Source organism: Actinorectispora metalli, from assembly GCF_056323685.1.
The window spans coordinates 660,692-687,069 of record NZ_JBREYE010000001.1; the positions used below are offsets into that span (position 1 = coordinate 660,692).

Genomic DNA, 26,378 nt, shown 5'->3' on the forward strand with positions numbered 1-26,378 from the left:
GCCACCCATAGCATCACTATTAGTACCCGAATGAGTACTCATTGCTAGGGCACACTGTACGACTGGGTTAGGCCATTTTGTTGCGCCACAAGCGCCAAAAGGAGGAGTCATGGCCGAGGTCCGCGTGGCACCAGGGCGGTTACCGCTGCTGGGACACACGCACTCGCTGATACGCAAACGCTTCGGGTTCACCTCGTCGCTGCGCAGACACGGGGACCTGGTGAAGATCTACCTCGGTCCGCTGCCCTCCATCGTGGTGACGGAACCGGAACTCGTGCACAAGGTGATGGTCACCGAGGCGGCCAAGTTCCACCGCGGCATCATGTTCGACCGCTTCCGCCCGTTCCTCGGCGAGGGTCTCGCGCTCACCAGCGGCGCTTTCCACCTGCGGCAACGCCGTTTGATGATGCCCGCCTTCCACCGCCAGCGCATCGAGCACTACGCCACCACGATGGCCGTGGTGGCCACCGAGGTCGCGGGCTCCTGGCGGGACGGCGAGGAACTCGCCTTCGACCACGAGATGCAGGCGCTCGCCATGAGCATCGTCGGCCGCACCCTGTTTTCCACCCGTCTGGGTGAAGAAGCCATCAAGGAGGCCCGGCGCTCGATTCCGATCGTGCTGAAGGAAGGCATGATCCGGGTGCTGTCACCCGGTGTGGTGGCGAAACTGCCGCTGCCCATCAACCGGCGCTTCGACACCGCGGTGGAACGCCTGCGCGACATCGTCATGCCGGTCATCAGGGAAAGCCGCGATCAGGGCGTGGACCGCGGCGACATGCTGTCCATGCTGCTGCTGGCCCGCGACGAGGACACCGGCGAGCAGATGAGCGATCAGCAGGTGCACGACGAGGTGCTGACCGTGCTCACCGCGGGCACCGAGACCGCCGCGCTGGCGCTGGCCTGGATGTTCCACGAGGTGGCGAAGCGGCCCGAGGTGGAGCAGCGGCTGCACGCCGAGGTGGACGAGGTGCTCGGCGGGCGGCCCGCGACCTTCGCCGACATCCCGCGGCTCAAGTACACCAATCAGGTGATTAACGAGACGCTGCGGAAGTACCCGATCTGGATTCTGATGCGGCGCACGATCACCGAGGTGCGGCTGGGCGAGGCGACCCTGTCGCCGGGCACCGAGGTGACCATCAGCCCCCACGCGCTGCACCACGATCCGCGCTTCTACCCGGACCCGGAGCGGTTCGACCCGGACCGCTGGCTGCCGGAACGAGCCCGGGTGATTCCCAAGGGCGCCTACATCCCGTTCGGCACCGGCGCCCACCAGTGCATCGGCCACGCCTTCGCCCGCACCGAACTCACCCTGGCCGCGGCGACCATCGCCGCGCACTGGCGGCTGGTGCCGGTACCAGGCAAAACGGTGCGGGCCAAGGTCACCAGCGCGGCCTATCCCAGCCAGTTGCCGATGATCGCCGTCAGTCGCACCACGTAACGCACCAGACGCCCCGGGTGACCACCGTCCCGATGGCGGTGGCACCATGTCGGACCCCGACTCCACTCCCGGAGGAATCGCCGTGCGCATCACCGAACTGATCCGCAACGCAGGTACACCCCGGAAGCCGTTGCGCCGCAGGAGCTTGGTCTTACTCTCGGCCGTCGGCCTCGTCGCCGCGCTCGTCCCGGCCCCGGCCGCCGCCGCGACTTCGATCAGCTGCCAGGACCTGAAGTTCCCGGTCTCGGTGCTGGCCCAGAACCACAAGATGTACGGCAAGCTGTGCGTGCCGACGGGCGCCAAGACCGTCCAGGTACTGGTGCCCGGCGCCACCTACAACCACACCTACTGGGACACCGCCTACACGCCCGCGACCCGCAACTTCCGGCTCGCCATGAACAAGGCGGGCTACGCGACGCTGACCGTGGACCGGCTGGGCAGCGGCAGGAGCTCCCGGCCCCTCGCGGGCGCGGTGACCGCGCTGATCCAGGCGCAGGCGGTAAACCAGGTGGTCAACGCGCTGCGCAAGGGCAGCCAGAGCCCGAAGTTCGAGAAGGTGATGATCGGCGGGCACTCGCTGGGCTCCACCATCTCCATCCTGTCGGCGGCGACCTTCGGCGATGTCGACGCGGTGCTGCTCACCGGGGCGACTCACCGGCCGAACCCGCTTCCCACGGTGGGCATCTTCGGCGCGTTCATGCCCGCGATGCTGGACGCGAAGTTCGCGGGCGACTACATCGAACCCACGTACCTGACCACCAAGCCGGGAGCGCGCTACCAGGCGTTCCACGCGCCGGGTGCCGAGGACGCGGGGGCCGTCGCGTACGACGAGCGGACCAAGGACGTGTTCTCGGCCGCCGAGGCAGCCGACGGGCTGCTGATCGGCATCCTCAGCCCGTACTCGCGGCTGATCAAGGTGCCGGTGATGTCCGTGGTCGGTGACGACCCGGCACTGTGCGGCCCGCTGGCCTCGGACTGCACCACTGCCGAGACCCTGCGGGCGAGCGAGGCACCGTACTTCTCCCCCGAGGCCCGCCTGCACACCTACGTGCTGCACGGCTTCGGCCACTCCATCAACTACGCCCCGAACGCCCCGCTGTACCACGACGCCGTCATCGACTGGGCGGACGACGTGCTGGGCACCTGACCGGTTGCAAGCACCAAAACCCGCCCGGACGCGTCTGTCCGGGCGGGTTTTGGCTGCTGAACCGGTGATCAGGAAACCGGGGTCGCGATGTCCCATCCAGCGCCGTCCCAGGCCTGGTGCGCATCAGGAGTCGTGAGTCCTGGGATCACCAACCGACGCCGCGATCGCCGCACCCCAGTGCGTCTCTTCAGGGCTCTGCGCCCCGGTGATCAGGGCTTGCGGCCGACCGCGACGATGCCGTGGTTGTTGATGGCCGGGTCGTCGGAGAAGTCGCCGGGGCCTGCGCGCCAGGTGCCGACGCCGACCAGGCCGGGGTCGACCAGTTCGAAGTCGCCGAACAGGGCGCCGATCCGCTCGCGGGTGCGGAAGGACAGGTGGTCGAGGGTGCCCTGCTTCCGGATCTCCTCGCTGACCTTGCCCAGCACGTCCTGACCGTAGTCCGCGGTGAGGTGCGAGATCACCAGGTGGCTGCCCGATGGGAGCGCGTCGCGGTACCGGGAGAGCAGCCCGACCGGGTCGTCCGAGTCCGGCACCCAGTGCAGCATGAACAGGAAGAACACCGCGATCGGCTGGTCGAAGTCCAACAGCCGCCGGGCCTGCGGGCTGTCGAGAATGCCCTCGGGGTCGCGCATGTCGGCGCGGAGCACGTCGGCGTCGGGGTTGCCCGCGAGCATCAACTCGCTGTGCGCCACCGCGATCGGGTCCTTGTCGACGTAGAGCACCTTGCTAGGCGTGCCCGCGCGGGCCGCGATCTCGTGCAGGTTGCCGACGCCGGGGATGCCCGCGCCGATGTCGATGAACTGGTGGACGCCCTCGTCGACCAGGTAACTGGTGGCGCGTCGCATGAACGCGCGGTTCATCCTGGCGAGCTTGCCCGCCCCCGGCATGGTCTTCTCCACGCCCGCGAACAACTCGCGGTCGGCGGCGAAGTTGTGGCCGCCGCCCAGCGCGTAGTCGTAGGCGCGGGCCACGTTCGGCACGGTCGTGTCCAGGCCTGCCGGAACCCATTCCAGCGGATCTACCACCGCGACCTCCCGATCTGGCTACAGACCTCAACCCTAACGGCGCGATAGTGGTCGAACACGAGCCGTCCCATTACCTTTCGTACCCGATCGGGTACAGCGTGCTAGCCCCGGGTGACCGGCACCGGGGCGACGGTGGCAGCATGTCGAACCCCCGACATTCCACTCCCGGAGGAAACCGCGGTGCGAACCTCTCAGTCGCTCCACAGTGGACACAGGCCCTCGCGGCACCTGGCGATGGCATTACTCACCGTTCTCGGCCTGCTGGCCGCGCTCACCCCCGCGCAGGCCCAGACCAGGTCCGCCACCGGCTGCCGCGATGTGATGGTGCCGGTCACGGTGCTCGCCCAGAAGCACAAGATGTACGGCGAACTGTGCGTTCCCTCCGGTGCCAAGGCCATCCAGGTGCTGGTGCCGGGTTCGACCTACAACCACAGCTACTGGAACGTCGCCTACACCCCGCAGACGCGTTCCTTCCGGCTCGCCATGAACAAGGCGGGCTACGCGACCCTCACCGTGGACCGGCTGGGCAGCGGCCGGAGCACCCGGCCGCCCGTCGGCCTGGTGACCTCGCTGATCCAGGCGCAGGCGGTGCACCAGGTGATCAAGGCGGTGCGAGCGGGCGGTGTCGGGCCGAGGTTCGACAAGGTCCTCATCGGCGGCCACTCCCTCGGCTCCGCGATCGCCATCCTGGAGGCGGTGACCTACGGCGATGTGGACGGCGTGCTGGTCACCGGGCTGACCCACAAACTGAACCCGGTGCCCGCGGCGGCGCTGTTCGCCTCGCTGATCCCCGCGCCGCTGGACCCCAAGTTCGGGGACTACCTGCTGGCGCCCACCTACCTCACCACGCAGGCGAACACGCGTTACCGGACTTTCCACGCGCCCGGCCCCAAGGACCCGGGAGCGGTGGCCGCGGACGAGCGGACCAAGGACGTGTTCACACTGACCGAGGCCGTCGACGGTTTCGGCGTCGCGCTGACCCCCATCACGTCGTTTCTGAAGAAGCCGGTGATGCTGGTGATGAGCGACTCGGACCCGCTGCTGTGCGGGCCGATCGCCACCGACTGCAGCAGCGCCGAGGCGCTGAAGCGGGTCGAGGGCCCGCACTACGCGCCGGAGGCGAAGCTGCGCACGTTCGTGCTGCCGAACTTCGGCCACTCCTTCAACTACGCCCCGAACGCCCCGCTGTACCACCGCGCGGTCATCGACTGGGCGGATGATCTGACCGGCAACTGAGCCGTTCGAGTGGCCCCGGCCCGGTGGCCGGGGCCACCGACCACCGATCTATCACGGTGACATCATCCAATGGGCCATAAACCGGCCGGTAACCAACGTTCTTGCCGCACAGCAACCGATCATTCCGTATAGTTCTTAGGCGGTGTCCTCGGCGCCCCGAATTCCCGCCGTAGGTGAACCAATACTGGGGTCCAGTCACATGGCGAGGTGAAAAGGTGACGCTTCCGCTCCCCGAACCGGAAGATCGTCTCGGCCAGGATGCCGTGCGGGAACGCGCGAAGCTGGCCAAGAAGTGGGCGTATTTCGCCACCGACGCCGCCTGCGTGCCGTACTCCTACACCGAGCTTGAGCAGCTACTCTCCGCCCTGGTCGACCGCGTTTTCGCGGTGGTGCACGGCGAGCCGTTCGACGCCTCCGACGCGAACCGGGTGGGTGCCGAACTGGTCGAACTGCGTTTCACCGAGGCCAGCAGCCTGGAACGATCCCTGGAGATTCTGACCAAGGGACTGCTCACCGACAGACCGCGCGATGATCGTTATGCCGAAAAGGTAGCGCTCACTTTGAGTGCAATAGCCGTCGGATTCACGGCGGCAATGCGTGAATTCCTTTTCGATCAGCAGCGGAATCTGAACGCGGCGCTGGCCAAGGCCACTCGCGACGCGCACCGCACGCTGCGGGCCACCGAGGCCAGGCTGGAAGAGGTCATCGCCTGCTGCACCAGCGGCGTGGCGATCACAGGCTTGGACGGCCGCTTCGAGCAGGTGAACAAGATCCTGGAGGACTTCGTCGGCTACACAGGCGCCGAACTCGCCCACCTGCGGCTGTTCGACCTGGTGCACCCCGATGACGTCTCGCAGGTCCGCAACGCCTACCGCTGGCTGCTGGAAGGCCGGGGCGACCGGATGCCGCCCCGCATCAAGCTGATCCGCAACGACGGCGAGGTCGTGCAGGCCGGGCTGAACGTCGCCGTGCTGCGCAACCCCGAAGGCCTGGTCGGCAGTTTCCTGACCATGGTCGACGATCAGCAGGAGCTGATCTCGCTACAGGGCGAGTTACAGCGTCAACTCACCCACGACCGCGTGACGGGCCTGGCCAACCGGCAGCTGTTCCTGTCCCGGCTCAGCGATGCGCTCCACATCCACGATGTCACCGTCTACCACCTGAGCGTGGACGCGTTGACGCTGGTCACCGGTGGTATCGGCGCGCAAGCCGGTGAGCGACTGCTCTACACCGTCGCGGAACGCCTCAAGGCGGCCTTCGCCGAGGAGCGCGCCCTGGTGGCGAGGCTGTCCTTCGGCGAGTTCGGCGTGCTGGTCGAGAACGGCCCGAACACGCCGGACGTGGCCACCATGATCGGCCGGATCGACGATGAGCTGGCCGACCCGATCTACGTCGGCGACAGCGGCATCGCCACCTCGGCCACCATCGCCGTCGTGCACCGCCCGCCGTTCGGGATGGAGGCGGAGGAGCTCATGCGGGCCTCCGAGGTGACGATGCGCCGGGCGGCACGCAGCGGCCACCGGCAATGGGAGCTGTACGACCCGGCGCTGGACGAACAGGACAGCCGCGAACTCACGCTGGCCGCGTCGATGCCCGGCGCCTGGCAGTTCGGCGATCTGGACCTCGAGTTCCGCCCGGTGATCGCCTTCCCCACCGAGCAGGTGGTCGGCTTCGAGCCGCGGCTGCGCTGGGACCACGCCACGGAGGGCCTGCTGTCCCACGAGCGCTGTGTGGCGCTGGCCGAGCACACCGGCATGATCCTGCGGCTGGGCGAGTCGATGCTCAAAGCGGGCTGCGAGAACTTCCGCCGCCTGCCGCAGGACACCGAGCAGTTCATCGTGATCGCCCTGTCCGGCTGCCAGATCGCCGACCCGGACCTGCACGGCAACGTGCACCGCGCGCTGGACGCCATGGGCGTGAGCCCGCACCGGCTGCTGCTCGGCGTGCCCGCCGAGCCGATCCTCACCGAACGCGGCGCCACCATTCACAACCTCACGCTCCTTTCCGACGACGGTGTGCGGCTCGAGTTGCACGACTACACCGGCGGCGTGGCAGAACTGGCCTGCCTGGAACGCTTCCGCTTCGACGGCGTGCGGGTCTCCCGCACCCTGCTGGCGGGTGCGGGCAAGGACTCCCACGCCGAGCGGGCACTGGTCGACCTGGTGCCCGGCGCCCACCTGGCGGGCCTGACCGTCACGGTCGACGGCATCGAGACCCGCGACCACGCGGACTGGTGGCGCCGCATCAACTGCGACCGGGCCGCGGGCCCGTACTTCCGGAACCCCGCCTAGGCAACCCTGCCCGCACCGCCGTGGAATCAGGCCGGTGCGATCGTTTCCCGACGCATGAGTGACGGCTTAATCGTTGATAGGCCGTTTGGCGGGCTGTTTCCGCGCGAATTGATGGTTAGCCTGAGCGCGTATGCCTATATCGATTTAACGGTATCGGCATAACCCTGCAATCCGGACATTCAACCCTGCTAATGCCGGAGGTAATTCATGCTGTCCGCACGACGCGGCCTGCTGGCTGGCTCTCTGGGCTTACTGCTGCTCGCCGCCCCTGTGGTGCACGCGAACAGTTCCGAGGAAACCGACCGCACCGGCGCGTTTCTGGTCCGGTTCGACGGCAGTCTCACCGATACGGAACGCGGCCAATTGCGCGCACTCGGTGCGCGAGTAGGCGCCTACACCGCCAATTTCACGCACGTCCTCCGAATGAGCGAGAACACTCGCAATTCTGTGGAAAAACTGTCATTCGTGAGCGCGGTCGACGAGTATCGCGCCGCCGACAAGGTCGACAGCGAATCGACCGCGTCCCGCGCGGCCACCGGCCGATACCTGGTGATGCTGGTCGAGCAGAACCGCGAGGACCAGCGCGCCGTCGCGAACCGGGTTCGCGCGCTGGGCGGCACCCCGGAGGTCGTGTCGGACAGCGCCCAGTACGTCACCGCCCTGCTCGGCCAGTCCCAGCTGACGGCGCTCAGCGCCATGCCGGAGGTGCTGGCGATCAGCGCCGTGTCCGAACCCGGCCACGATATGGACAACGCCCGCAACGCCAGCGGGGCCAACCACATCGAGTCCGCGGGCGGCTACCGGGGTCAGGGTGTGCGCGGTGAGGTGATGGACGGCGGGCTGCGGACCACGCACCAGGAGTTCAAGGCCAAGGCCCCGATCCTGCACGGGTCGAACTCCACCAGCACCAGCCACGGCACCTCCACCTACGGCCAGATCTTCGCCTCCGGGGTGAGCGCGCAGCGGCGCGGCCTGCTGCCCGAGGGCCAGGGCATCTTCGCCACCAACAAGAACGGCGCCGACCGCTACGCCCACACCAAGCGGCTGGTGGACCCGGCGGGCAACTACCGCGCGGTGTTCCAGAGCAACAGCTGGGGCGGCGGCCTGACCACCTCCTACACCACGGTGTCTGCGGAGATGGACAAGATCGTGTTCGACCACGACATCCTGATCTGCCAGTCGCAGAGCAACGACGGCACCCGCCGCTCCCGCCCGCAGGCGTGGGCGAAGAACGTGCTGTCGGTCGGCGGCCACTTCCACTACAACACCGTGGACCGCGGCGACGACAAGTGGGGCGGCGGCGCCAGCATCGGCCCGGCGGCGGACGGAAGGATCAAGCCGGACCTGTCCAACTACTACGACAGGATCGACACCACCTCCAGCACCAACGACACCAGCTACACCACCAGCTTCGGCGGCACCAGCGGCGCAACCCCCATCACCTGCGGAAACGCAGGCCTGCTGTACCAGATGTGGGCCGACGGCGTGTTCGACGGCGGACCGGGCAAGAACCGCGACGTCTTCACCGCCCGCCCGCACGCGGCCACCGCCAAAGCACTGCTGGTCAACACCGCCAACCAGTTCCCGTTCAGCGGCGCCACCCATGACCAGACCCGCACCCACCAGGGGTGGGGCACCGCCAGCGTGCGCAACCTGTACGAGACGGCGAAGGCCAACGGCTGGAAGCTGCCGGTGCTGGTCAACGAGACGGACCTGCTGACCACCGGGCAGACCAAGAAGTACACGGTCACCAGCAACGGCAGCAGCCCGCTGCGCGCCACGCTGGCCTACACCGACCCGGCGGGCGCCCCGTCCGCCTCGGTCGCGCGAGTGAACGACCTGACGCTGAAGGTCACCGCCCCCGACGGCACGGTGTACTACGGCAACAACGGCCTGAACACCGGCGTCTGGTCCACCGCGGGCGGCTCCCCCAACAAGCTCGACACGGTGGAGAACGTGTTCGTGGAGAAGCCCACCGCGGGCACCTGGACGGTCGAGGTCCTGGCCGCCGAGGTCAACACCGACGCCCACATCGAAACCGACGCGACCGACGCGGACTACGCACTGGTCGTGCAGTGATCCTCGGGGCGGGGGCCGCCCACCCGGCCCCCGCCCCCCGGAGCAAAGCCCTGACCTGCCCCAAGACATCCGCCGCCCGCCCGGGGGCACGGCCCTGTGCCAGCCTATCGGCTCCGCGAAGCCCGGCCAGAGCGTTGCGGAAATCTGTGGATAGCCCGCGCTCCTGTGGACAACACGCCGAGAGTCAAGCCTCGACGATGCCTCTCGCGCAGGCGTTGTGGTAGAAGCGGCGGCCTTCTCGGGCAGCAGGAACAGCCTGGTGGGCCGAGGACTTCAGACGCCGGAATGGACCCGCTCCGGCTCCTCGGGCGCGGCGGAGCGCTTGCGGGCGCGCAGGATCAGCACCACGACGACCGCGGCCGCGACGCCGACGAGCACCATCCCGCCGGTGCTGAGCATCTTCTCGATGCGCTGCGCCGCCTGTCCCAGCGCGGCGCCGATCGCGATGTGCAGCGCGGACCACCCGGCCGCACCGAGCACCGAGGCCACCACGAACTGCCGATACGGCAGCGCCGAGGTGCCCGCCGCCGCGGGGGTCAGCGTCCGCACCACCGGGAAGAACCGAGCCACGAACACCGCCCACGCGCCGCGCCGCCGCAACATCCCCACGGCCTTGTCCCAGCCGTCGGTGCCGTAACGCCGGATCAGCTTCGTCTCCCGCAGCCGCACCCCATAGCGCCGCCCGACGAAATACCCGATCGAGTCCCCCACGCTCGCGCAGACCGTGACCACCACCCACAGCACTGCAAACCGCGACCCGCTGGTCGCCGTGGTGGACGCGATGAGCAGCCCGGCCTCCCCCGGCGCGACGAACCCCAACCCGATCGTGCACTCGGCCAGCACCAGCAGCCCGGTGGCCGCCACCAACGCGGGCTGCGGCAGCCCCTGTAACCACGCCAAAAAGTCGGCGACGAAACCCATGTCCCCCGGTCCTCCCCGTGTTGCCGATCAGCACCACGAGGCTAGGAGCGGAGCCGCGGGCCACACATCGCCTCTGCGGCTGGCCCGCCGTCATCCTCCGGTCCCACCGCCGCTACGCCTGCGGGCCGACGCAACCCTGACTCTGGTGACTCGGCCGCCCCAGCCGCACCCGGTTCGGCGGTGGCGACAGCGGTTCGCTGTCCCCGCCCTTACCGCTGGTCAGAGCCTGAACCAGCTCTGTGAGCGCCTCGGTCGCGCCGTGCCGCGGCGCCCACCCCAACTGCCGCCGCGCCCTCCGGGTATCCACCAGCGCCGCCTGATCGGCCAGCCGAAGCCACGCGGGATGCAGCGGCGACAGCCCGAGCCGCCACCCCACCCACGCCACCGCGCCCAGCACCCGCCAGGGCACCGGCACCCGCCGCCCACCCAACGCGGCCGCCACATCATCGGCATGCAGCACCGGCTCGGCGGCCAGGTTGAACGCCCCGCCCGCCCGTCCGGCCACGATCCGCCGAATCGCCTCCGCCACATCCTCGGCGTGCACCACCTGCAACCGCAGATTCGTCCACAGTGGAACCGCCACCCGCCCCAACAACGCCCGAGGCACCAGCGGACTCCGCACCCACCCATCAAGCTGCGCCCCCGAAGCGGCCTGCACCACCGCACACGGCCGCACCCGCGCCACCGTCACCTCGGGGTTCTCCAGCTCGAACCGGTCAAGCTGCTTCTCCAACTCCGCCTTGTCCGCGCTGTAGGCACTCCCCGGCACCCCGCCACACGGATGGTCCTCCTCAACCCGATGCCACCGCCCCGCAGGCGTGTACGCGGCCACCGAGGAAGCACAGACCACCTGCCGCACCGCCGCGGCCGCCGCCAGCAGATTCGCCGCCCCCACCACATTCGTCCGATACCGATCGGCCTCATCGGACCGCGGATGCACGGCCCACGCCAAATGCACCACCACCTCGGCCCCCGCAAACACCTCGGTCAGCACATTCGCCGCAGACGGCGCCCCGATATCACAGGGCACCCACTCAACCCAGTCGTACGGCTCCACCGCCGCAGGTCGCCGCCGAGCCACCCCCACCACGTCCCAGCCCTGCCCCCGAACAGCCCGCAACAACGCGGTCCCCACGTTCCCACTGGCCCCGGTGATCACGACCTTCATGCCCGACGGATACCCCGCCCCCACCCGGGTACCTCCCCCGAATGGACAAGTTTCTCGCCATCTACCTCAACGACCAGCTGGCCCTCGGCACCGCCTGGCGAGAACTCGCCCGCCGAGCCCACCGCCACAACCGCAACACCGAACTAGGCACCGCCCTCACCACCGTCGCTCAAGCCATCACCGAAGACGTCAACACCTTCAAATCGATCATGCAAAAACTGAACTTCCGCCCCAACCCCGCCAAAACCCTCGCCGCCCAAGCCGCCGAACGCCTAGCCCGCCTAAAACCCAACGGCAACCTGATCACCTACTCCCCCCTCAGCCGCTTCGTAGAGCTCGAATTCCTGATCATGGGAATCGAAGGCAAAAAGCAGCTCTGGACCACCCTCCGCGACCTGGCAGCCCTGAAAACCCGCCTCCCAGAAATCGACTTCGACCACCTCATAGCCCGCGCCGAAGCCCAACGAGCCACCCTGGAGCCCTACCGAACCACCACGGGCACCCTCGCCCTAGCCCCAGACTCCATCGGCACGTCCGCCGACACCGCCAACGCGCCCGACGAGCACAGCTGACCAAGAACATCCGTCACCGGCAACAACGACCAGTAGAAGACCAGCGCAAGTGCGACATCGAGAGAACGGATGCTGATCCAGACGCAACGCAATCACGCTGGGTCGAGAGGAGCTCGCACCGTGGGGGGTTTGGGGGGCTCGGCCCCCCAACATTCGACGGACGACCCGGCGAAGGTGGCGAAGCCACCGAACAGGGTCGTCCCGAGGACGTGGGCGCAGCAGGATTCGAACCTGCGACCGCTCGGGTGTAAACCGAGTGCTCTCCCGCTGAGCTATGCGCCCTCGGCGGTGCCGCGACAGCTTAGACGCGTCGCGGCACCGGCCGGGAATCCGGGGCTCAGAGCTCCTCGGCGGCCTCGCGCCAGGCGTTCTGGTCGCGGGCCTCGCCGGGCTGGTTCTCCTCGGCGAAGCGGATCTTGCCCTCGATGTCGATCAGGAAGGTGCCGCGGTTGGCGATACCGGCCTTCTCGTTGAACACTCCGTAGGCCTTGGCGACCTCGCCGGTCGGCCAGCGGTCGGACAGCAGCGGGAAGGTGTAGCCCTGCTGCTCGGCCCACGCCTTGAGGGTGAAGTTGGAGTCGATCGAGATGCCAAGCACCTGGAGCTTCTCGTTCTGGTACTGCTCGATCTCGTCCCGAACCTGGCAGAGCTCGCCCTGGCAGATCCCGCTGAACGCGAGCGGGTAGAACACCAGAAGCACGTTCTTCTTGCCGCGGAAGTCCGACAACGAGACGGTCTCGTTGTTGTAGTCCTTCAGCGTGAAGTCCGGGGCGTCTGCACCGACCTCGATCGGCATAGGAGATCTCCTGTGGGTCTAGGGCGTACGCGGGTAGCGGGCCCTGTGCACATCAGGCCCGCCGCTTGGACACTAACCGCTTCGACCCTACTTTTTCTTCCCGCCCCGCCCAACGAGACGGGTCGCACCCCACTCGCCGGAAAGCGAGAGCACAGATGTCTGGGAAAGGCCTGCGATGTCCGCGGCCTCAGCGATGTCGCTCGGCTCCACGTACCCGTCCCGGCCGGTTTTGGGTGTCAGGACCCAGATCACACCGTCATCAGCCAGCGGCCCGATGGCATCGACAAGTGCGTCGGTGAGGTCACCGTCGTCCTCTCGCCACCACAACAGGACCACGTCGATGACCTCGTCGGCGTCCTCGTCGAGAAGCTCGCTCCCGCAACGCTCCTCGACCGCGGCACGCAGGGCGTCGTCGACGTCCTCGTCCCAGCCGAGTTCCTGGACCACCATGTCGGGCTCGATACCGAGCTTCTCGGCGACGCCGACCTTACCGACGTCTCCCGCGGCGACCACGGCTTGCACTCCTCCATCTGAGCAGGTGTGACGGCCAACCAGCCGACCCACTGTTGAACACAGAGCACGATGGCTCCTCTTCGACCCATTGTGTCGAACGCCATCGTGCTGAGGTGCTCTATTACCAACATCCGGTCAGTGCAAAGCGAACACCCCCGGGCCGCGCGGCGCAACCGCCGCACCCATGACACGCCGTCCGGGCATCCAGAAAGGCTCAAATGATGCGCTTTCCACCCGTCCTGGACGCGATATCGATTACCTACTGACCAGTAAACGTGACGTCCTGCGCCCCGCGTAGAAGGATGGGGGACGATGGGTGCACGAAAGTGAGCACAACCGCCCCCACCAGTGGCAACGCAGCCTGACGCCGCGGATTCGACCGGTCACGTTGCGCTGTGCCGAGACACGTCGACAAACGCAGGCCAGGAGAACTTTTGTCCCCGCAGAACACCGGCAGTGCTCCTGCCGACAAGGCCAAGAAGACCCCGGAGCGCGTACACGTCATCCGGGACGGGCTCGCCACCTACCTCCCGGATATCGATCCCGAGGAGACGGCGGAGTGGCTGGCCTCGTTCGACGCGGTCGTGTCCAACCTGGGCCAGCAGCGGGCTCGCTATCTGATGCTGAGGCTGCTGGAGCGGGCGCGGGAGAACCGGATCGGCATCCCCGCGCTGACCAGCACGGACTACGTCAACAGCATCCCCACCGAGCAGGAGCCGTGGTTCCCCGGTGACGAGGAAACCGAGCGCCGCTACCGCGCCTGGATCCGCTGGAACGCGGCCATCATGGTGCACCGCGCGCAGCGCCCCGGTATCGGCGTCGGTGGGCACATTTCGACTTATGCCTCTTCCGCCTCGTTGTACGAAGTCGGCTTCAACCACTTCTTCCGCGGCAAGGACCACCCCGGCGGCGGCGACCAGATCTTCATCCAGGGCCACGCCTCCCCCGGCATCTACGCGCGTGCCTTCCTGGAGGGCCGCCTGTCCACCGACCAGTTGGACGGCTTCCGCCAGGAGTACTCGCACGGCGGGCCGGGGGCGGGTCTGCCGTCCTACCCGCACCCGCGGCTGATGCCGGACTTCTGGGAGTTCCCCACGGTGTCCATGGGCCTTGGCCCGATGAACGCCATCTACCAGGCCCGGTTCAACCGGTACCTGCGCGACCGGGGCATCAAGGACACCTCCGACCAGCAGGTGTGGGCCTACCTGGGCGACGGCGAGATGGACGAGCCGGAGTCGCGCGGCCTGATCCACGTCGCGGCCAACGAGGGCCTGGACAACCTCAACTTCGTGATCAACTGCAACCTCCAGCGGCTGGACGGGCCGGTCCGCGGCAACGGCAAGATCATCCAGGAGCTTGAGGCGTTCTTCCGCGGCGCGGGCTGGAACGTCATCAAGGTCATCTGGGGCCGTGAGTGGGATGCCCTGCTGCACGCCGACCGCGACGGCGCGCTGGTGAACCTGATGAACACCACGCCCGACGGCGACTACCAGACCTACAAGGCCAACGACGGCGCCTACGTCCGCGAGCACTTCTTCGGCCGCGACCCGCGGACCAAGGAACTGGTGACCGCGCTCAATGACACCGACATCTGGAACCTCAAGCGCGGTGGCCACGACTACCGCAAGGTCTACGCCGCCTACCAGGCCGCGGTGGACCACGTGGGGCAGCCGACGGTGATCCTGGCCAAGACCATCAAGGGCTACGGCCTCGGCCCGCACTTCGAGGCGCGCAACGCCACGCACCAGATGAAGAAGTTCAAGCCGGAGGATCTGAAGCTGCTGCGTGACTCGCTGCGGATTCCGATCACCGACTCGGCGCTGGAGAACGACCCGACGCTGCCGCCGTACTACCACCCCGGCCAGGACTCGCCGGAGATCCAGTACCTGGTGGAGCGGCGCCGTCAGCTTGGCGGCTTCCTGCCGGAGCGGCGAGGCAAGTCCAAGGCGCTGGTGCTGCCGGGCGACAAGGTCTACGAGGGCATCCGCAAGGGCTCGGGCAAGCAGGAGGTGGCCACCACGATGGCCTTCGTCCGCCTGCTCAAGGACCTGGCCAAGGACCCGGAGATCGGGCCCCGGTTCGTGCCGATCATCCCGGACGAGGCGCGGACCTTCGGCATGGACTCGATGTTCCCCTCGCAGAAGATCTACAACCCGCAGGGTCAGCTGTACACCTCGGTGGACGCGAAGCTGATGCTGGCCTACAAGGAGAGCGAGCAGGGCCAGATCCTGCACGAGGGCATCAACGAGGCCGGTTCCACCGCGTCGTTCACGGCCGCGGGCAGCGCGTACGCCACCCAGGGCGAGCCGATGATCCCGGTCTACATCTTCTACTCGATGTTCGGTTTCCAGCGCACCGGCGACGGGCTGTGGGCGGCGGCGGACCAGATGTGCCGCGGCTTCATCCTCGGCGCTACCGCGGGCCGCACCACGCTGACCGGTGAGGGCCTGCAACACAACGACGGCCACTCGCTGCTGCTGGCGTCCACGAACCCGGCGGTGGTGGCCTACGACCCGGCGTGGGCGTTCGAGATCGCGCACATCGTCAAGGACGGTCTGCGCCGGATGTACGGCGAGCAGGCCGAGGACATCTACTACTACCTCACCATCTACAACGAGCCCTACCAGCAGCCCGCCGAGCCCGCCGACCTGGACGTGGAGGGCCTGCTGCGCGGGTTGTACCGCTACGACCGGTCGCAGGCGGAGGGGGTGCCCGCCCAGCTCATGGCTTCCGGTGTAGCGATGCCCGCGGCGTTGAAGGCGCAGCAGATGCTGGCCGAGGAGTGGGGCGTGGCGGCCGATGTGTGGTCGGCGACCTCGTGGACCGAGCTTCGCCGCGAGGCGCTGGAGATCGAGCGGCACAACCTGCTGCACCCGGAGAGCGAGCCCCGCGTGCCGTATGTGACGCAGGCTCTGTCCGGTGTGGACGGTCCGGTGGTCGCGGTCTCGGACTGGATGCGCGCGGTGCCGGACCAGATCCGCCAGTGGGTGCCGGGCGAGATGGTCACCCTGGGCACCGACGGCTTCGGCTTCTCCGACACCCGGCCCGCCGCCCGCCGCCACTTCCTGGTGGACGCCGAATCGGTGGTGGTCGCCACGCTGGCCGCGCTGGCCCGCGAGGGCCGGATCGACCGCTCTGCGGCCGTGGAGGCCGCGCGCAAGTACCGCATCGACGACGTGCAGGCCGCGGGACCGCAGACCTCGGACCCGGGCGTCGCATAATCTCGGCTCGACACCTGTGAGTGGCCACCGAGGCCTGGGAGGCCTCGGTGGCCACTCGCGGCTTATCCACAGGGGGAATGGTGGACGGCTTCGAGGTCTCGACCGATGCGTTGCGTCAGGTCGCGAGCCTGCTTCAGGGATCGGCGGCGGATCTGCGGTCGGTGCGCAACGAGTGGGATGACGCGGTGCTGGACGGGGCGCGGGTGTTCGCGGTGTCCGAATGCGGGGACCGGTTCACGGCGTTCCAGCAGGAGCTGTTCGACAACCTGCGGCAGCGCATCGAGTTGTTGGAGGAGTTGGCGGGCCGCGCGAACGACAGCGCCGTGCGGTACGCGGCAGCCGATGACGCGGGGGCGCAGCGGTTCGACGGGGACATCCTGTGAGCGTCGGAGCTGGCGAGCTTCAGGCCAGGGCAACGCGGCTGGCCACGCTGGCCGCGGAGGTGACGCCGGAGAACGTGACGGCGGTCCTTCCCGAGGCGCTGCGGCAGCTTGGCCATCTCGACGGCGACCCGGCGGGGCTGGAGAACCTGGCGGCGGCGTTCACCGAAGCCGCCGAAGGGCTGCGTACGGTGGGCGAGGACACCGCAGGTGACTCGGCCTCGCGGCTCAACGAGGCCTGGTCGGGCGCCGCCGCGGACGCGGCGAGCGCCAGGATCGCGGGCGACGGCCGGAACGTGGCCACCGACGCCGAGGTTTTTACCGGGGCCGCGGCCACCCTCAGCGCACTGGCCGGGCAACTCCAGGCGGCGCAACGCGAGCACGCCGACCTGGCGCAGTACCTGGTCGACCTCGGCCACGACGCCGCCACCCTCGGCACCGCCGCCGCACCGGATGTGGTCGCGGCGCTGGGCAATTCGCTCCGGGCGGGTGCCGTGCTGCTCCAGCGGGTGGTCGCCGAGCACGAAGTCGCCGCGGCGCGGTTCACCACCTTCGCGGTGCAGGCCGACCGGTTCGTCTCGCAGACGGTGTCTTTCGCCACCGCACGTAAACCGCTGGAGGACATCCTCCGCGAGTACCAGGTCGACGACGACCCGGACGGCGTCACCGAGTACCCGAGTTCGGGCTTCCGCGGCTGGCTGGCCCGCCAACTGGGCATCCCGGCGACCACGGTCTCGGCGAGCGAAGCGCGGCTGCTGGACGGGCTGGACCTGTTCCAGTTCAAGACGTTCTACGACGGCTACAAGAACGCGCTGCATGTCGGCAACATCTGGTACAACGGCGCGGGCGTGACCGACGGGCCATCGGACGCGCTGCGGCACGCGTACTGGAACGCCACCATGACCCGCCAGTTCGGCGAGGACTGGGCGGCCAAGTACGCCACAGCGCACGAACGCAAGCCGGGTGCGAACACACCGATCGCCGAGGCGATGGACCTGCACAACAACGAGGTCGGGCGCCGGATCGCGCGGGACAACCCGAACGCCTCGCCGGAGCGGCTGTTGTGGCTGGTGGACCAGGCGGTGCGCAACGGTGAGATGGTGGTCATCAAGGACGGGAAGCTCGCCTACAGCAACGAGGTGGAGATCCCGCAGACCGGCATCGGCAAGGAATACGACGAGAAGTACGGCGGGTAGGCCATGGGCCGATTGGTTGTCGCGCTGCTCGGCGCGCTGGTTCTGCTCACCGCCTGTGGCGACAAGGGGACTCCGTTGGACCGCGATGACGCACTCGACCGGCGGCTGGTCAGCCTGACCCGGGAGGGCGGCAGCGTGCCGCTGCGCGAGTTGGTGCCCGGCCGGTGGGATGCCGTGTACGTCTTCTCCACCGAGTCCGCCACCCGTGAGTCGGTCGAGCGGCAGGTGGGCGGCGAGGTCGAGATGGGCGAGGTGTACCTCGGCAAGGGCAGCATCCTGGTGTTCAAGGCGGGCGAGGACATCGAGCGGGCGCTGGTCACCTTCGATGCCTATTTCTCGCCCGCCACTCTCGGTGGAGAGCCGCTGGTGGTCAACGAGGACGGGCGCCTCTACCTGCGTTGAACCCGGGCGAGGCGCCTCAGCAGGTTGGGCGCGGCTGCGCCGCGACCAGGTGGTAGGACGCCCTGGCGTCGAGCAGCAGCGGGATCAGGGGTCGGGTCGGCTGCGCCATCCGCACCAGGCGCCCGTTCCCCTGCGGTTCGCTGTGCACGCCGTGCAGGTCCAGCACCGGCCCCACCGAGGCGAACTGGGCGGCGGTCAGCAGGTAGCCGCACGGCGGGTTCTTCTCGACCTTGTCCGCGGGCGGCGGCTCATTGTCCGCCCCGCCGAAGTAGATCGGGTCCACATTGGACGCCGCCCGCCCGCGGCTCAGCGCGGTGGCCATCTCGATCCTCGGCTGCCGCTCGGCGACCAGGCGCAGCGTGCCCTGCAACGCGATGATCTGCGTGCCGACCCTGCGCTTGCGGTTGCTCACTGCGTCCTCGCCGGGCGCCTTGTCGACCTTGGTCTCCACCAGCATGCCCAGCGCGTGCTTCAGGCCCGCGGTGTTGCGCAGGATGCGCTCCTGCCCGTCGCCCGCCACCTGCTTGATCGGCTTGCCCGTGTCCGGGTCCGTCCAGATGCCGTAGATCCCGGTGGTGTACCCGGCCTTGCGCACGTCGGCCAGCGCGTAGTCCTCGACCAGCCGCACCGACTCGTCGTGCACCCGCTTGCCCACGTTGAGGTTCCGCGGCCACAGCGCCAGCACATCGCGGTCGTACACCTTGGCCGTGGCGCCGTACTCGTGCAGATCGTGCAGGACATCCGGCCGGTGGTCTCGGATCACCGCCGCGAAGGCCCTCGCCTCGGGCGAGGCCAGCGCGATGTGGTCACGGTTGATGTCGACGCCCTCGGCGTTGGTCCTGGTGTTGGCCTCGCGGCCGTCCGGGTTGACGGTCGGCACGAACAGCACCTTCGCCTTGCGCAGCAGCGGGTCCTCGCCGTAGGCCAGATCACGCAGCGCGGACAGGCAGCCCTCGCGACCGGAGGGCTCGTCGCCATGCTGGGTGCAGCCGAACAACACCACCGTGTCGCCGGTCTGCTGCCCCACGGTGACCAGCCGCAACGGCCTGCCGCGAACGCTGGTCCCGATCTGCTCCACGCGCGCCTTGCCGCTGCGCGCGATCTCGGCCAGGAACGCCTCCTCTTCGGCGAAGGTCGTCCAGCGGGTGCCGCCGGATTTCTCGAAACCGGTGGTCGGTGCGGTGCCCGCGCCCGCGGGCCCGGGCAGCAAGGTCAGCAACAGCGCGCCGGTCAGCGCGGCAAGCGGTAGTCGGAACATCGGTGTCCCCAATCGGGAGAGCAGGGTCTCTCCCTGGAACACACCAGCCCGGCTCGACGCGGGTCAAGGCTTGTCTGTTGACAAAGCATGACTTGTCACCTGCTTGCGCGCGGTGCGCTGCCAGTCCAGCCAGCCGCGGATCACCAGCACCGCGAACACGATGTAGACCAGCGCGCTGAACCACAGGCCGGAGGCAAGCTGTAGCGGCACCCCGACGGCGTCCACGGCCAGCCACACCAGCCAGAACTCCACCAGGCCCAGTCCCTGGGCGGCGAAGGCGACCAGGGTGCCGACGAAGATCCAGGCATCCGGCCACGGCGCCCACGACGCGTCCAACGCGTCCAGCACCAGAGCCATCGCGGCGGTGCCCCCCAACTGGACGCCGACCAGCGCCCACCGCTCCCTGGTCGATGCGGTGCGGACCACCAGGCCGTAGACGGCGTCGCGACGGCGGGTCCAGGCCCACCAGCCGTAGACGGAGATCAGCAGGATCGCGATCTGCCGGGAGGCGAGGCCGCCGAGGTGTGCGGCGGCGTACACGCTGAACAGCAGCACGGTGGCGGTGACCTGCACGGGCCAGGTCCACAGGGTGCGGCGCTGGGCCAGGAAGACCACGACCAACGCGCACACCTGGCCGACAAGCTCGGCCCACGACACGTGCTGGCCGAGGATCGTCAGCCCATGATGCAGAAACCAGTCCACGTCCACTCCCCCAAGTCCGGCCCGTCGACGGGTGCAACCGGCTATCGATCGTGCTTCTTCCCACCCCCGCGAAGCAATCCGGATCGGGGCAGCCTCGACAGTTTTCGAGGGCAGGCACGACCGTTTAGACTCCGCGATCAGACTCATGAATCGAACACAAGTGACCTATTCGCGAGACAACAGGGCGGAGCTGCTGCACGACGCGGTGCGGCGGTCGCCGAGTCTGACGTGCCTGCATGGCGAGGCGGGCATCGGGAAATCGCACCTCATCGACGCCTTCCGCCGCGGCCGCGGTGCGGGTGCGCCGCCGGTGCTGCTGGCGCACTGCCTGCCGGGGCTGCCGCCGCTGGAACCGGTGCTGGAACTCATCCGCCAATCGGCATTGCCCAGCCCGCTGCACCCGGTCGCGGGCGCGCTGCGCGGACACCTGCCCGAACTGGCCGACCGCCTGCCGCCGCGGGTGCCACCGGGCGCGGATCGCAGGCACCAGACCCTGCGCGCCGCGCAGGCCGTGCTGGCCTCGCTGCCCGCCGCGGTGATCGTCGTCGAGGACCTGCACTGGGCCGACGATGACACCCTTGACCTGCTGCGGATGCTGCTCACCACGCCGCCGCGCGGGCTGGCGGTGGTCCTCACCTACCGAACGGCGGAACTGCCGCTGGGCGGAGCGTGGACACCGGGTCCGCGGCTGCACCGGACCACGATCACCGTGCCGCCCTTGGACGCCGAGGAGGTGCGGTCCCTGCTCGGCGTCGAGCACGCCGCCGCCGAGGACTTGGTGCGCCGAACGCGCGGCATCCCGCGCCTGGTCAAAGACCCCGCAGCCGCGCACGAGACCGCCGCGGCGCTGCTCGCCGAACTGGCCGCGGACGCCGTCGACGTGGTGCGGGCCGCGGCCGTCCTCGCGGAACCGGCCACCGAGGCCACCCTCGCCGCTGTCGCGGGACTGCCCGCCGACCGCAACCATCCCGCGCTGCTCGCCGCACTCGGCGGCGGGGCGCTCGCCGAGGCACCCAGCGGGCACTACGGCATCCGCGTCCCGGTGATCGGCGAAGCCGTCGCCGCCTGCGTCCCCGGCCCGATCCGCCAAGCCATGCACGACCGGGCAGCCACCCATCTCGCCGCCCTGCCGACACCGCCGAGGGCCCGCCTCGCCCGGCACTCGCGGGAGGCAGGGCGGCGCCAGGACTGGCTGCGGTTCTGTGAGGCGGCCTGCGATGAAGCGCTGGTCCGCCGCGACACCCAGGGCGCCATCGCGCTGCTCCAAGAGGCGCTCGCGGACCGGCGGATGTGCCGGTCCACCCGCATCCGCCTGATCACGAAGCTGGCGGGCGCCGCGACCGTGGCGCTGCGGTCGACGGCCACCCTGGACCTGATGCGCGAGGTGCTGGCCGAGGACGGCCTGCCGCCTGAGGTGCGTGGCGAGATCCGGCTCAACATCGGCCTCGTGCTGTCCAACCAGGTCGGTCTGACCTGGGAGGGCTGGGCGGAGTTGGAGACCGCCATCGAGGAGTTGGCGGACCGGCCCGCGCTCGCCGCCCGCGCCATGGGCGTGCTGGGCATGGCCTACATGGCGCCCGGCACGCTGGCGGAGAACCGCGCCTGGATGGAGCGCGCGGTGCGCACGGCCGAGCGGAGCGGCGACCCGGCGATCCGCACCGCGGTGCTGGGCAACCACGCCACGCTGGTCGTCCAGACCGGAACACCGGCCGCCCGGCGGGAGGCCGTCGAGCGGTTCCCGGTGGACCCGGTCTCGCCCGAGCAGCACCGGCAGCTGGGCCGGGGCTATGCCAACCTGGCCGACGCCTCGGTGCGGATCGGCTGCTATCGCGACGCGCGGCGCTACCTGACCGAAGCCCGGCGGATCAGCCTGCGCTGGGGCGCGCCCTATTCGGCGCACCTCTCCGACGCCACCGGACTGCTGTTGGACTACGCCACCGGCAGTTGGTCCGGTTTGGCGCAGCGGTGCACGGACCTGATCGCGCTGCCCGGCAGCACACCGTTCCCGTGCGGGGACGCTCACCTCATCCGCGGTCTGCTCGCGCTCGCCGCGGGTGATCGGGCGGGCATGCGGCGGGATCTGGGCGTGGCCGGGTTGGACGACCCCGACAACGCACCCGTTCCGCTGCTGGCCATGGCCGACGGCGCCGTGATCCGGCTGCTGCTGGCGGCCGGTGAGGTCGAGCGGGCCGCCCCCGACGCCGCGGTGGCGATGGCGCGGCTGCGTCGCAAGGGCGTGTGGGTGTGGGCCGCCGAGCTTGCGCCCGCCGCCGTGGAGGCGGTGTCCCGCCAACAGGGCGTCGGCGCCGCCTGCGAGCTTGTCGGCGAGTTCGCCGAGGCGGTCGCCGAGATCGAGGCGCCGCTGGCCGAGGCGGCGCTGCACCGCTGTCGGGCGGTCACCGCCGAACGCGCAGGCCGCTTCCCTGCCGCGGCGCACCACTACGACCGGGCCGAACGGGCCTACGCCGGGCTGCCCCGGCCGTATGAGGCCGCCCTGTGCGCGGAGGGCGCGGCCCGCTGCCTGTTGGTCTGCGCTCGGTCCCAGGACGCCTTCGACCGGCTCGGTGCCGCCATCGCGGGATTCACCGAACTGGGCGCGAACTGGGATGTGGCGCGCTGCAACGGGATGCTGCGCGCCAACGGAGCCGCGCCCGCCACCCCTCGGGGCAGGCGCGGCTACGGCAACCGCCTCTCCCCGCGCGAACGCGAGGTGGCCGCATTGGCCGCGGCGGGTCAGAGCAGCCGGGAGATCGCCGCCGTGCTGGTGCTCTCCCAGCGCACCGTGGAGCACCACGTGGCGGGCGCCATGCGCAAGCTCGGCATCCGCTCCCGCAACGAACTGGCCGACGCCCTCCGCAGCGCTCCCTGACACCGCCTGCCGCTGTCATGGGCCTCGACGCGGACCCGCCCGAGCGCGGCGGCCCACGCCCTCGAGCGGAGTCCGCGAAGCCATCGGCACCTGCGCGCGGCCTTTCCCACCGCCTCGGGGCGGGGCCCGCGGCGCCCCTGTTCGCCGCGGACCCCCGGCGCCCGGCCGTCCACAGTGGCCCCTTGTGGCGGGCCGGGCATGCGCCCCCGCGATCACTGTGCGCCACGGGCCTGCCGGGAACAATTGCGCTGCTTACCGGTACCTCTACCTATCTATTGCGGGGTCCACCATCACGACGCGAAGCTCCCCCGGCACGTCGACTCTCTGTCGCGGAAGGACGCGAAACAATCGCGGGAACAGTGCGTACCGGTACTTAATCAATGCGCTGACCAGCAGGGGAAACGCTCTCAGGCCACTGTGGACCTGGGCATGCAAGCGTGAGGGGTACCGGGCGGCGCCCGGTACCCCTCAACGGTTCTGGTTATCGCTCAGCGATCGGAGCGCGGCGGGTTGCCCGTGTGGGCGCCATGCCGGGACTCGTGGTCGGCCACCCGCTGACCGGGAGCACCCATATCGGCCTGCTGCTGCCGAGCGGTCGCCTGCGCCGCGTTGGCGTTGGCGGCGCGCAACTCGCTGTTGGCCCGGTCCAGCCAGCCCTCCCAGCGCTGCTGCATGGGCCTGATCAGGCCGCCACCGAGGCCGACGACGAGGATGCCGCCGATGGTGGCCAGCACGGTGATCAGCACCGGCAGCGTCACCGAGATCGCGATGCCCATCTGGTTCAGTGCCGCGATGACACCGAGGGCGATGATGAACACCTGGGCCGCGGTCGCCAGGAACGCGCCGAAGGAACGGCCGCCGAGCGCGGAGCGGATGACGTCCCGCACCGCACGCCCGATGGCGCCCGCGATCAGCACCAGCACGATCGCCACGATGATCTTCGGCAAGAACGCGACCACATCGTTCAGCAGCTGACTGACCGCGTTGTTCGCGCCGAAGGCGCCGAACGCGAACTGCAACGCGATCAGCAGAATGAAGTAGTACACCAGCTTCACAATGAGACCGGTCACGTCCAACTTGGACCGGTCGAGCATCCCGCCTAGGCCAGACTTTTCCACCAGGCGGGGGAATCCGGTCCGGGTCAGCAACAGCTGAACCGCCTTGGACACGCCCTTGGCGATCAGCCAGCCGATAAGCAGGATGAGTAGGAAGCCGAGAAGCTTGGGTACGAACGTGGCCACTGCGGTCCACGCCGCTCCAAGTCCATCACGGAGTTGTTCGCCCACGATTCCTCCTCACCACAGCAATGCAAATCCTTGTGTTTGTGATCGTTTCGCAGGTGGAACGGCCTAGCAAGCCGAGGGGTACCCCCTTCGGGTGACCGTCAATCAATTTCCCTCTCACCAGTTTCGCCTCACTCCACAGGGGAATCCTCGATCTTCCGCATTCAAGATCCGGTGTCACTGGACCGCCGGAATACGAAGTGCCTTCGACTCCAGGAATTCGCCGATATCCGTCGGCTTCTGCTCTCCCGCACCGCCCGGCCTTGGCTCACCGGGGCACGTCACCCGGCTCGGCGGCAGCACTCCCTCCAGCAGGTATCGGTTGACATGCTGGTTCACGCAGGCGTTGCGGGTGTAGAGCCCGTGCGTGCCGTCGTCGGCGACGGTGATCAGGTGGTTGTTCAGCCGCACCGCCATCGCGGGACCGCCCGGGTACTGGGTCTGGGTGTCCCCGTCGGCCTGCACCACCAGTCCCGCCGGGTAGCCGTCCCGTTTGATGGCGGGCACCTGCTCGGACGGTGTGTAGGAGCGGTAGGTGCACGGCCACGGCGCGGCCCGCACCACGCCGTAGCCGTAGGGGTAGCGGTCCCGGTAGATGCGCATGTCCTCGAAGTAGGTCTGCTCGTCACGCGGCCAGTCGACCTCGCAGGTCACCGTGCTGAACACACCGGGGCGAAGCTCCTCGAGCGCCGAGTCGGCCATCAGCGACCCCGCGGTCTTCGGGTCGATGCCGTCCCGCAGCTTGGTCACGACCTCCGCGAGGTCGTCCCACAGCGGCCGGTACCGCGCGCCGACCCCGACCGTGCCGTCGAACGCGGTCCGCGTGTACTTCCCGATCGGAGCGGCGCTCAGCTTCTGCGCGACCACCTCCACCTGCGCCAGCACGGCTTCCGTCGAGTTGCCAAGCTGCATGACGCCGTGCCGCTCGGCGGCCCAGGCCGCCCACTTGTCCACGTTCTGCCGGTAGGCCATGGCCTGCGCCATGAACTGGTGCCGCCAGATCCACTCCGGGTGGACCGAGGAGTCCAGCACGCTGCGGTCCAGCCGGTTGGGGAAGATGCTGCCGAACACCGCGCCCAGGTAGGTGCCGTAGGAATAGCCGACGTAGTTGATCTTCTCGGCGCCCAGCGCGCCGCGGATGACGTCCATATCGCGGGCCGTGGTCGGCGTGTTCACGAACTTGCGCAGGGCCCCGCCGCCCTCCGAGCAGCCCACCTCGGCGGCGTTGGCCGACGCCGCCCATCGGGCGAAACTGTCATCGGTGGGACGGGAGTCCAACGCGGCGAAGTCCGGCTTGGTCTCACAGAACAGGCCGGTGGACCTGCCGACACCGCGCGGGTCGAACCCGATGAGGTCGTAGGCGGTGTTCAGCGGGGTGTCCTTGAAGAACTTCGGCATGCCCAGTCCGCTGCCGCCGGGACCGCCCGGATTGGACAGCAGAATTCCGCGCCGTTCGCCGGTGGCTTTCATTCTGCTGATCGCCAGCGAGATGCGTTCCTGCTGTGGCTTGGCATAGTCCAGCGGTACCACGATCGTCGCGCATTCGATGGTTTCCCCTGCCCGGCAAGGACTCCACTCGAGCTGCTGCGAGTAGAACTCGTCGAGATTGCGCGACGCGTCCTCGGGGAAAGCTCTCGCCCCGTCGATCGAAATGGTCACCATGACAACGGCCGCGGCCGCCAGTATTCGGCGTGTCCAACCCGGCTGAATTGCGCGCACGTAAACCTCCCTGCCAATGGTTTGTGCGTGAGCGGCATGCTGACCTAATCGCGCCGGTGGCCGCTCCGCATCGCGGATGCCCACATTCACCCCGACCGGGTGGCCGCGCTCCTCGATAGGCGGACCGCCCGTCGGCCCGCTCGCCGCGCTCGGTGCATGCGA

At 69.1% G+C, this 26,378-nt stretch carries 20 protein-coding genes and 1 tRNA gene; 11 read left to right on the forward strand and 10 right to left on the reverse strand.

Features of this window, described 5'->3' with window-relative positions; genetic code table 11:
• The first annotated feature begins 109 nt into the window (after nt 1-109).
• Nucleotides 110-1,438 (forward strand): cytochrome P450, encoded by a 1,329-nt coding sequence (locus tag ACU6XJ_RS03015; protein WP_476306652.1) that lies wholly within the window; start codon nt 110-112, stop codon nt 1,436-1,438.
• 46 nt (nt 1,439-1,484) lie between these two features.
• Nucleotides 1,485-2,585 (forward strand): alpha/beta fold hydrolase, encoded by a 1,101-nt coding sequence (locus ACU6XJ_RS03020; protein ID WP_476306654.1) that lies wholly within the window; start codon nt 1,485-1,487, stop codon nt 2,583-2,585.
• A gap of 209 nt (nt 2,586-2,794) precedes the next feature.
• Here ACU6XJ_RS03020 and ACU6XJ_RS03025 read toward each other — a convergent pair whose 3' ends face one another.
• Entirely contained in the window at nt 2,795-3,610 is an 816-nt protein-coding gene (locus tag ACU6XJ_RS03025) for an SAM-dependent methyltransferase (protein ID WP_476306655.1), read from the reverse strand.
• 234 nt (nt 3,611-3,844) lie between these two features.
• Here ACU6XJ_RS03025 and ACU6XJ_RS03030 point away from each other — a divergent pair, with 234 nt between their 5' ends.
• The 3 genes from ACU6XJ_RS03030 to ACU6XJ_RS03040 all read left to right on the forward strand — a co-directional run bounded on the left by ACU6XJ_RS03030 (nt 3,845) and on the right by ACU6XJ_RS03040 (nt 9,216).
• A complete protein-coding gene (locus ACU6XJ_RS03030; protein ID WP_476306657.1) occupies nt 3,845-4,846 on the forward strand; it encodes an alpha/beta fold hydrolase in 1,002 nt (333 codons plus the stop codon).
• A 215-nt stretch (nt 4,847-5,061) separates the two neighbouring features.
• Nucleotides 5,062-7,137, forward strand: a complete 2,076-nt coding sequence (locus tag ACU6XJ_RS03035) for an EAL domain-containing protein (protein WP_476306659.1) — start codon at nt 5,062-5,064, stop codon at nt 7,135-7,137.
• A gap of 465 nt (nt 7,138-7,602) precedes the next feature.
• On the forward strand, nt 7,603-9,216 hold the full coding sequence (locus ACU6XJ_RS03040; protein ID WP_476306661.1) for a S8 family serine peptidase: 1,614 nt from the start codon (nt 7,603-7,605) through the stop codon (nt 9,214-9,216).
• A 273-nt stretch (nt 9,217-9,489) separates the two neighbouring features.
• Here ACU6XJ_RS03040 and ACU6XJ_RS03045 read toward each other — a convergent pair whose 3' ends face one another.
• Together ACU6XJ_RS03045 and ACU6XJ_RS03050 are read right to left on the reverse strand one after the other, a co-directional pair.
• Entirely contained in the window at nt 9,490-10,137 is a 648-nt protein-coding gene (locus ACU6XJ_RS03045) for a DedA family protein (RefSeq protein WP_476306663.1), read from the reverse strand.
• Nucleotides 10,138-10,249: 112 nt separating this feature from the next.
• Nucleotides 10,250-11,305 (reverse strand): NAD-dependent epimerase/dehydratase family protein, encoded by a 1,056-nt coding sequence (locus ACU6XJ_RS03050; RefSeq protein ID WP_476306666.1) that lies wholly within the window; start codon nt 11,303-11,305, stop codon nt 10,250-10,252.
• Between the two features lie 41 nt (nt 11,306-11,346).
• Between ACU6XJ_RS03050 and ACU6XJ_RS03055 the strand changes: the two genes are divergently transcribed.
• A complete protein-coding gene (locus tag ACU6XJ_RS03055; RefSeq protein WP_476306669.1) occupies nt 11,347-11,877 on the forward strand; it encodes a hypothetical protein in 531 nt (176 codons plus the stop codon).
• Between the two features lie 210 nt (nt 11,878-12,087).
• On the opposite strand, the gene ACU6XJ_RS03060 is transcribed toward ACU6XJ_RS03055, so the two are convergent.
• The 3 genes from ACU6XJ_RS03060 to ACU6XJ_RS03070 form a co-directional block, all read right to left on the reverse strand.
• Nucleotides 12,088-12,159 (reverse strand) — tRNA-Val (locus ACU6XJ_RS03060).
• Nucleotides 12,160-12,214: 55 nt separating this feature from the next.
• Nucleotides 12,215-12,673 carry a peroxiredoxin gene (locus ACU6XJ_RS03065; RefSeq protein WP_476306671.1) on the reverse strand — a complete coding sequence of 153 codons (459 nt, stop codon included), beginning with the start codon at nt 12,671-12,673 and terminating at the stop codon, nt 12,215-12,217.
• Between the two features lie 87 nt (nt 12,674-12,760).
• Nucleotides 12,761-13,186 carry a DUF3052 domain-containing protein gene (locus ACU6XJ_RS03070; protein WP_476306674.1) on the reverse strand — a complete coding sequence of 142 codons (426 nt, stop codon included), beginning with the start codon at nt 13,184-13,186 and terminating at the stop codon, nt 12,761-12,763.
• Between the two features lie 434 nt (nt 13,187-13,620).
• Between ACU6XJ_RS03070 and aceE the strand changes: the two genes are divergently transcribed.
• The 4 genes from aceE to ACU6XJ_RS03090 are packed head-to-tail and all read left to right on the forward strand — an operon-like array spanning nt 13,621 to nt 18,385.
• Nucleotides 13,621-16,407, forward strand: a complete 2,787-nt coding sequence (gene aceE, locus ACU6XJ_RS03075) for a pyruvate dehydrogenase (acetyl-transferring), homodimeric type (RefSeq protein ID WP_476306677.1) — start codon at nt 13,621-13,623, stop codon at nt 16,405-16,407.
• A gap of 20 nt (nt 16,408-16,427) precedes the next feature.
• Nucleotides 16,428-16,790 carry a type VII secretion target gene (locus tag ACU6XJ_RS03080; protein WP_476306680.1) on the forward strand — a complete coding sequence of 121 codons (363 nt, stop codon included), beginning with the start codon at nt 16,428-16,430 and terminating at the stop codon, nt 16,788-16,790.
• Nucleotides 16,787-17,983 carry a DUF6973 domain-containing protein gene (locus ACU6XJ_RS03085; protein ID WP_476306682.1) on the forward strand — a complete coding sequence of 399 codons (1,197 nt, stop codon included), beginning with the start codon at nt 16,787-16,789 and terminating at the stop codon, nt 17,981-17,983. The genes ACU6XJ_RS03080 and ACU6XJ_RS03085 overlap by 4 nt, the downstream gene beginning before the upstream one ends.
• A 3-nt stretch (nt 17,984-17,986) precedes the next feature.
• Nucleotides 17,987-18,385, forward strand: coding sequence for a hypothetical protein (locus tag ACU6XJ_RS03090; protein ID WP_476306684.1), 399 nt, complete (start codon nt 17,987-17,989; stop codon nt 18,383-18,385).
• 16 nt (nt 18,386-18,401) lie between these two features.
• Here ACU6XJ_RS03090 and ACU6XJ_RS03095 read toward each other — a convergent pair whose 3' ends face one another.
• Complete coding sequence (locus ACU6XJ_RS03095) at nt 18,402-19,643, reverse strand: M14 family metallopeptidase (RefSeq protein WP_476306686.1); 1,242 nt, start codon at nt 19,641-19,643, stop codon at nt 18,402-18,404.
• 63 nt (nt 19,644-19,706) lie between these two features.
• Complete coding sequence (locus ACU6XJ_RS03100; protein ID WP_476306688.1) at nt 19,707-20,345, reverse strand: nicotinamide mononucleotide transporter family protein; 639 nt, start codon at nt 20,343-20,345, stop codon at nt 19,707-19,709.
• A 160-nt stretch (nt 20,346-20,505) separates the two neighbouring features.
• Here ACU6XJ_RS03100 and ACU6XJ_RS03105 point away from each other — a divergent pair, with 160 nt between their 5' ends.
• Nucleotides 20,506-23,214 (forward strand): helix-turn-helix transcriptional regulator, encoded by a 2,709-nt coding sequence (locus ACU6XJ_RS03105; protein ID WP_476306691.1) that lies wholly within the window; start codon nt 20,506-20,508, stop codon nt 23,212-23,214.
• A 488-nt stretch (nt 23,215-23,702) separates the two neighbouring features.
• Here the strand turns inward: ACU6XJ_RS03105 and ACU6XJ_RS03110 are convergent, their stop codons facing one another.
• Nucleotides 23,703-24,500, reverse strand: a complete 798-nt coding sequence (locus tag ACU6XJ_RS03110) for a membrane protein (RefSeq protein ID WP_476306694.1) — start codon at nt 24,498-24,500, stop codon at nt 23,703-23,705.
• A 174-nt stretch (nt 24,501-24,674) separates the two neighbouring features.
• Complete coding sequence (locus tag ACU6XJ_RS03115; RefSeq protein WP_476306696.1) at nt 24,675-26,216, reverse strand: alpha/beta fold hydrolase; 1,542 nt, start codon at nt 26,214-26,216, stop codon at nt 24,675-24,677.
• Nucleotides 26,217-26,378: the final 162 nt, after the last annotated feature.

What these genes read in the sequence shown, in the direction of transcription:
- ACU6XJ_RS03045 (WP_476306663.1), bottom strand. Translation starts at nt 10,137, where the DNA reads ATGGGTTTCGTCGCCGACTTTTTGGCGTGGTTACAGGGGCTGCCGCAG.
- ACU6XJ_RS03055 (WP_476306669.1), top strand. Translation starts at nt 11,347, where the DNA reads ATGGACAAGTTTCTCGCCATCTACCTCAACGACCAGCTGGCCCTCGGC.
- ACU6XJ_RS03050 (WP_476306666.1), bottom strand. Translation starts at nt 11,305, where the DNA reads ATGAAGGTCGTGATCACCGGGGCCAGTGGGAACGTGGGGACCGCGTTG.
- ACU6XJ_RS03065 (WP_476306671.1), bottom strand. Translation starts at nt 12,673, where the DNA reads ATGCCGATCGAGGTCGGTGCAGACGCCCCGGACTTCACGCTGAAGGAC.
- ACU6XJ_RS03020 (WP_476306654.1), top strand. Translation starts at nt 1,485, where the DNA reads ATGTCGGACCCCGACTCCACTCCCGGAGGAATCGCCGTGCGCATCACC.
- ACU6XJ_RS03090 (WP_476306684.1), top strand. Translation starts at nt 17,987, where the DNA reads ATGGGCCGATTGGTTGTCGCGCTGCTCGGCGCGCTGGTTCTGCTCACC.
- ACU6XJ_RS03095 (WP_476306686.1), bottom strand. Translation starts at nt 19,643, where the DNA reads ATGTTCCGACTACCGCTTGCCGCGCTGACCGGCGCGCTGTTGCTGACC.
- ACU6XJ_RS03015 (WP_476306652.1), top strand. Translation starts at nt 110, where the DNA reads ATGGCCGAGGTCCGCGTGGCACCAGGGCGGTTACCGCTGCTGGGACAC.
- ACU6XJ_RS03030 (WP_476306657.1), top strand. Translation starts at nt 3,845, where the DNA reads ATGGCATTACTCACCGTTCTCGGCCTGCTGGCCGCGCTCACCCCCGCG.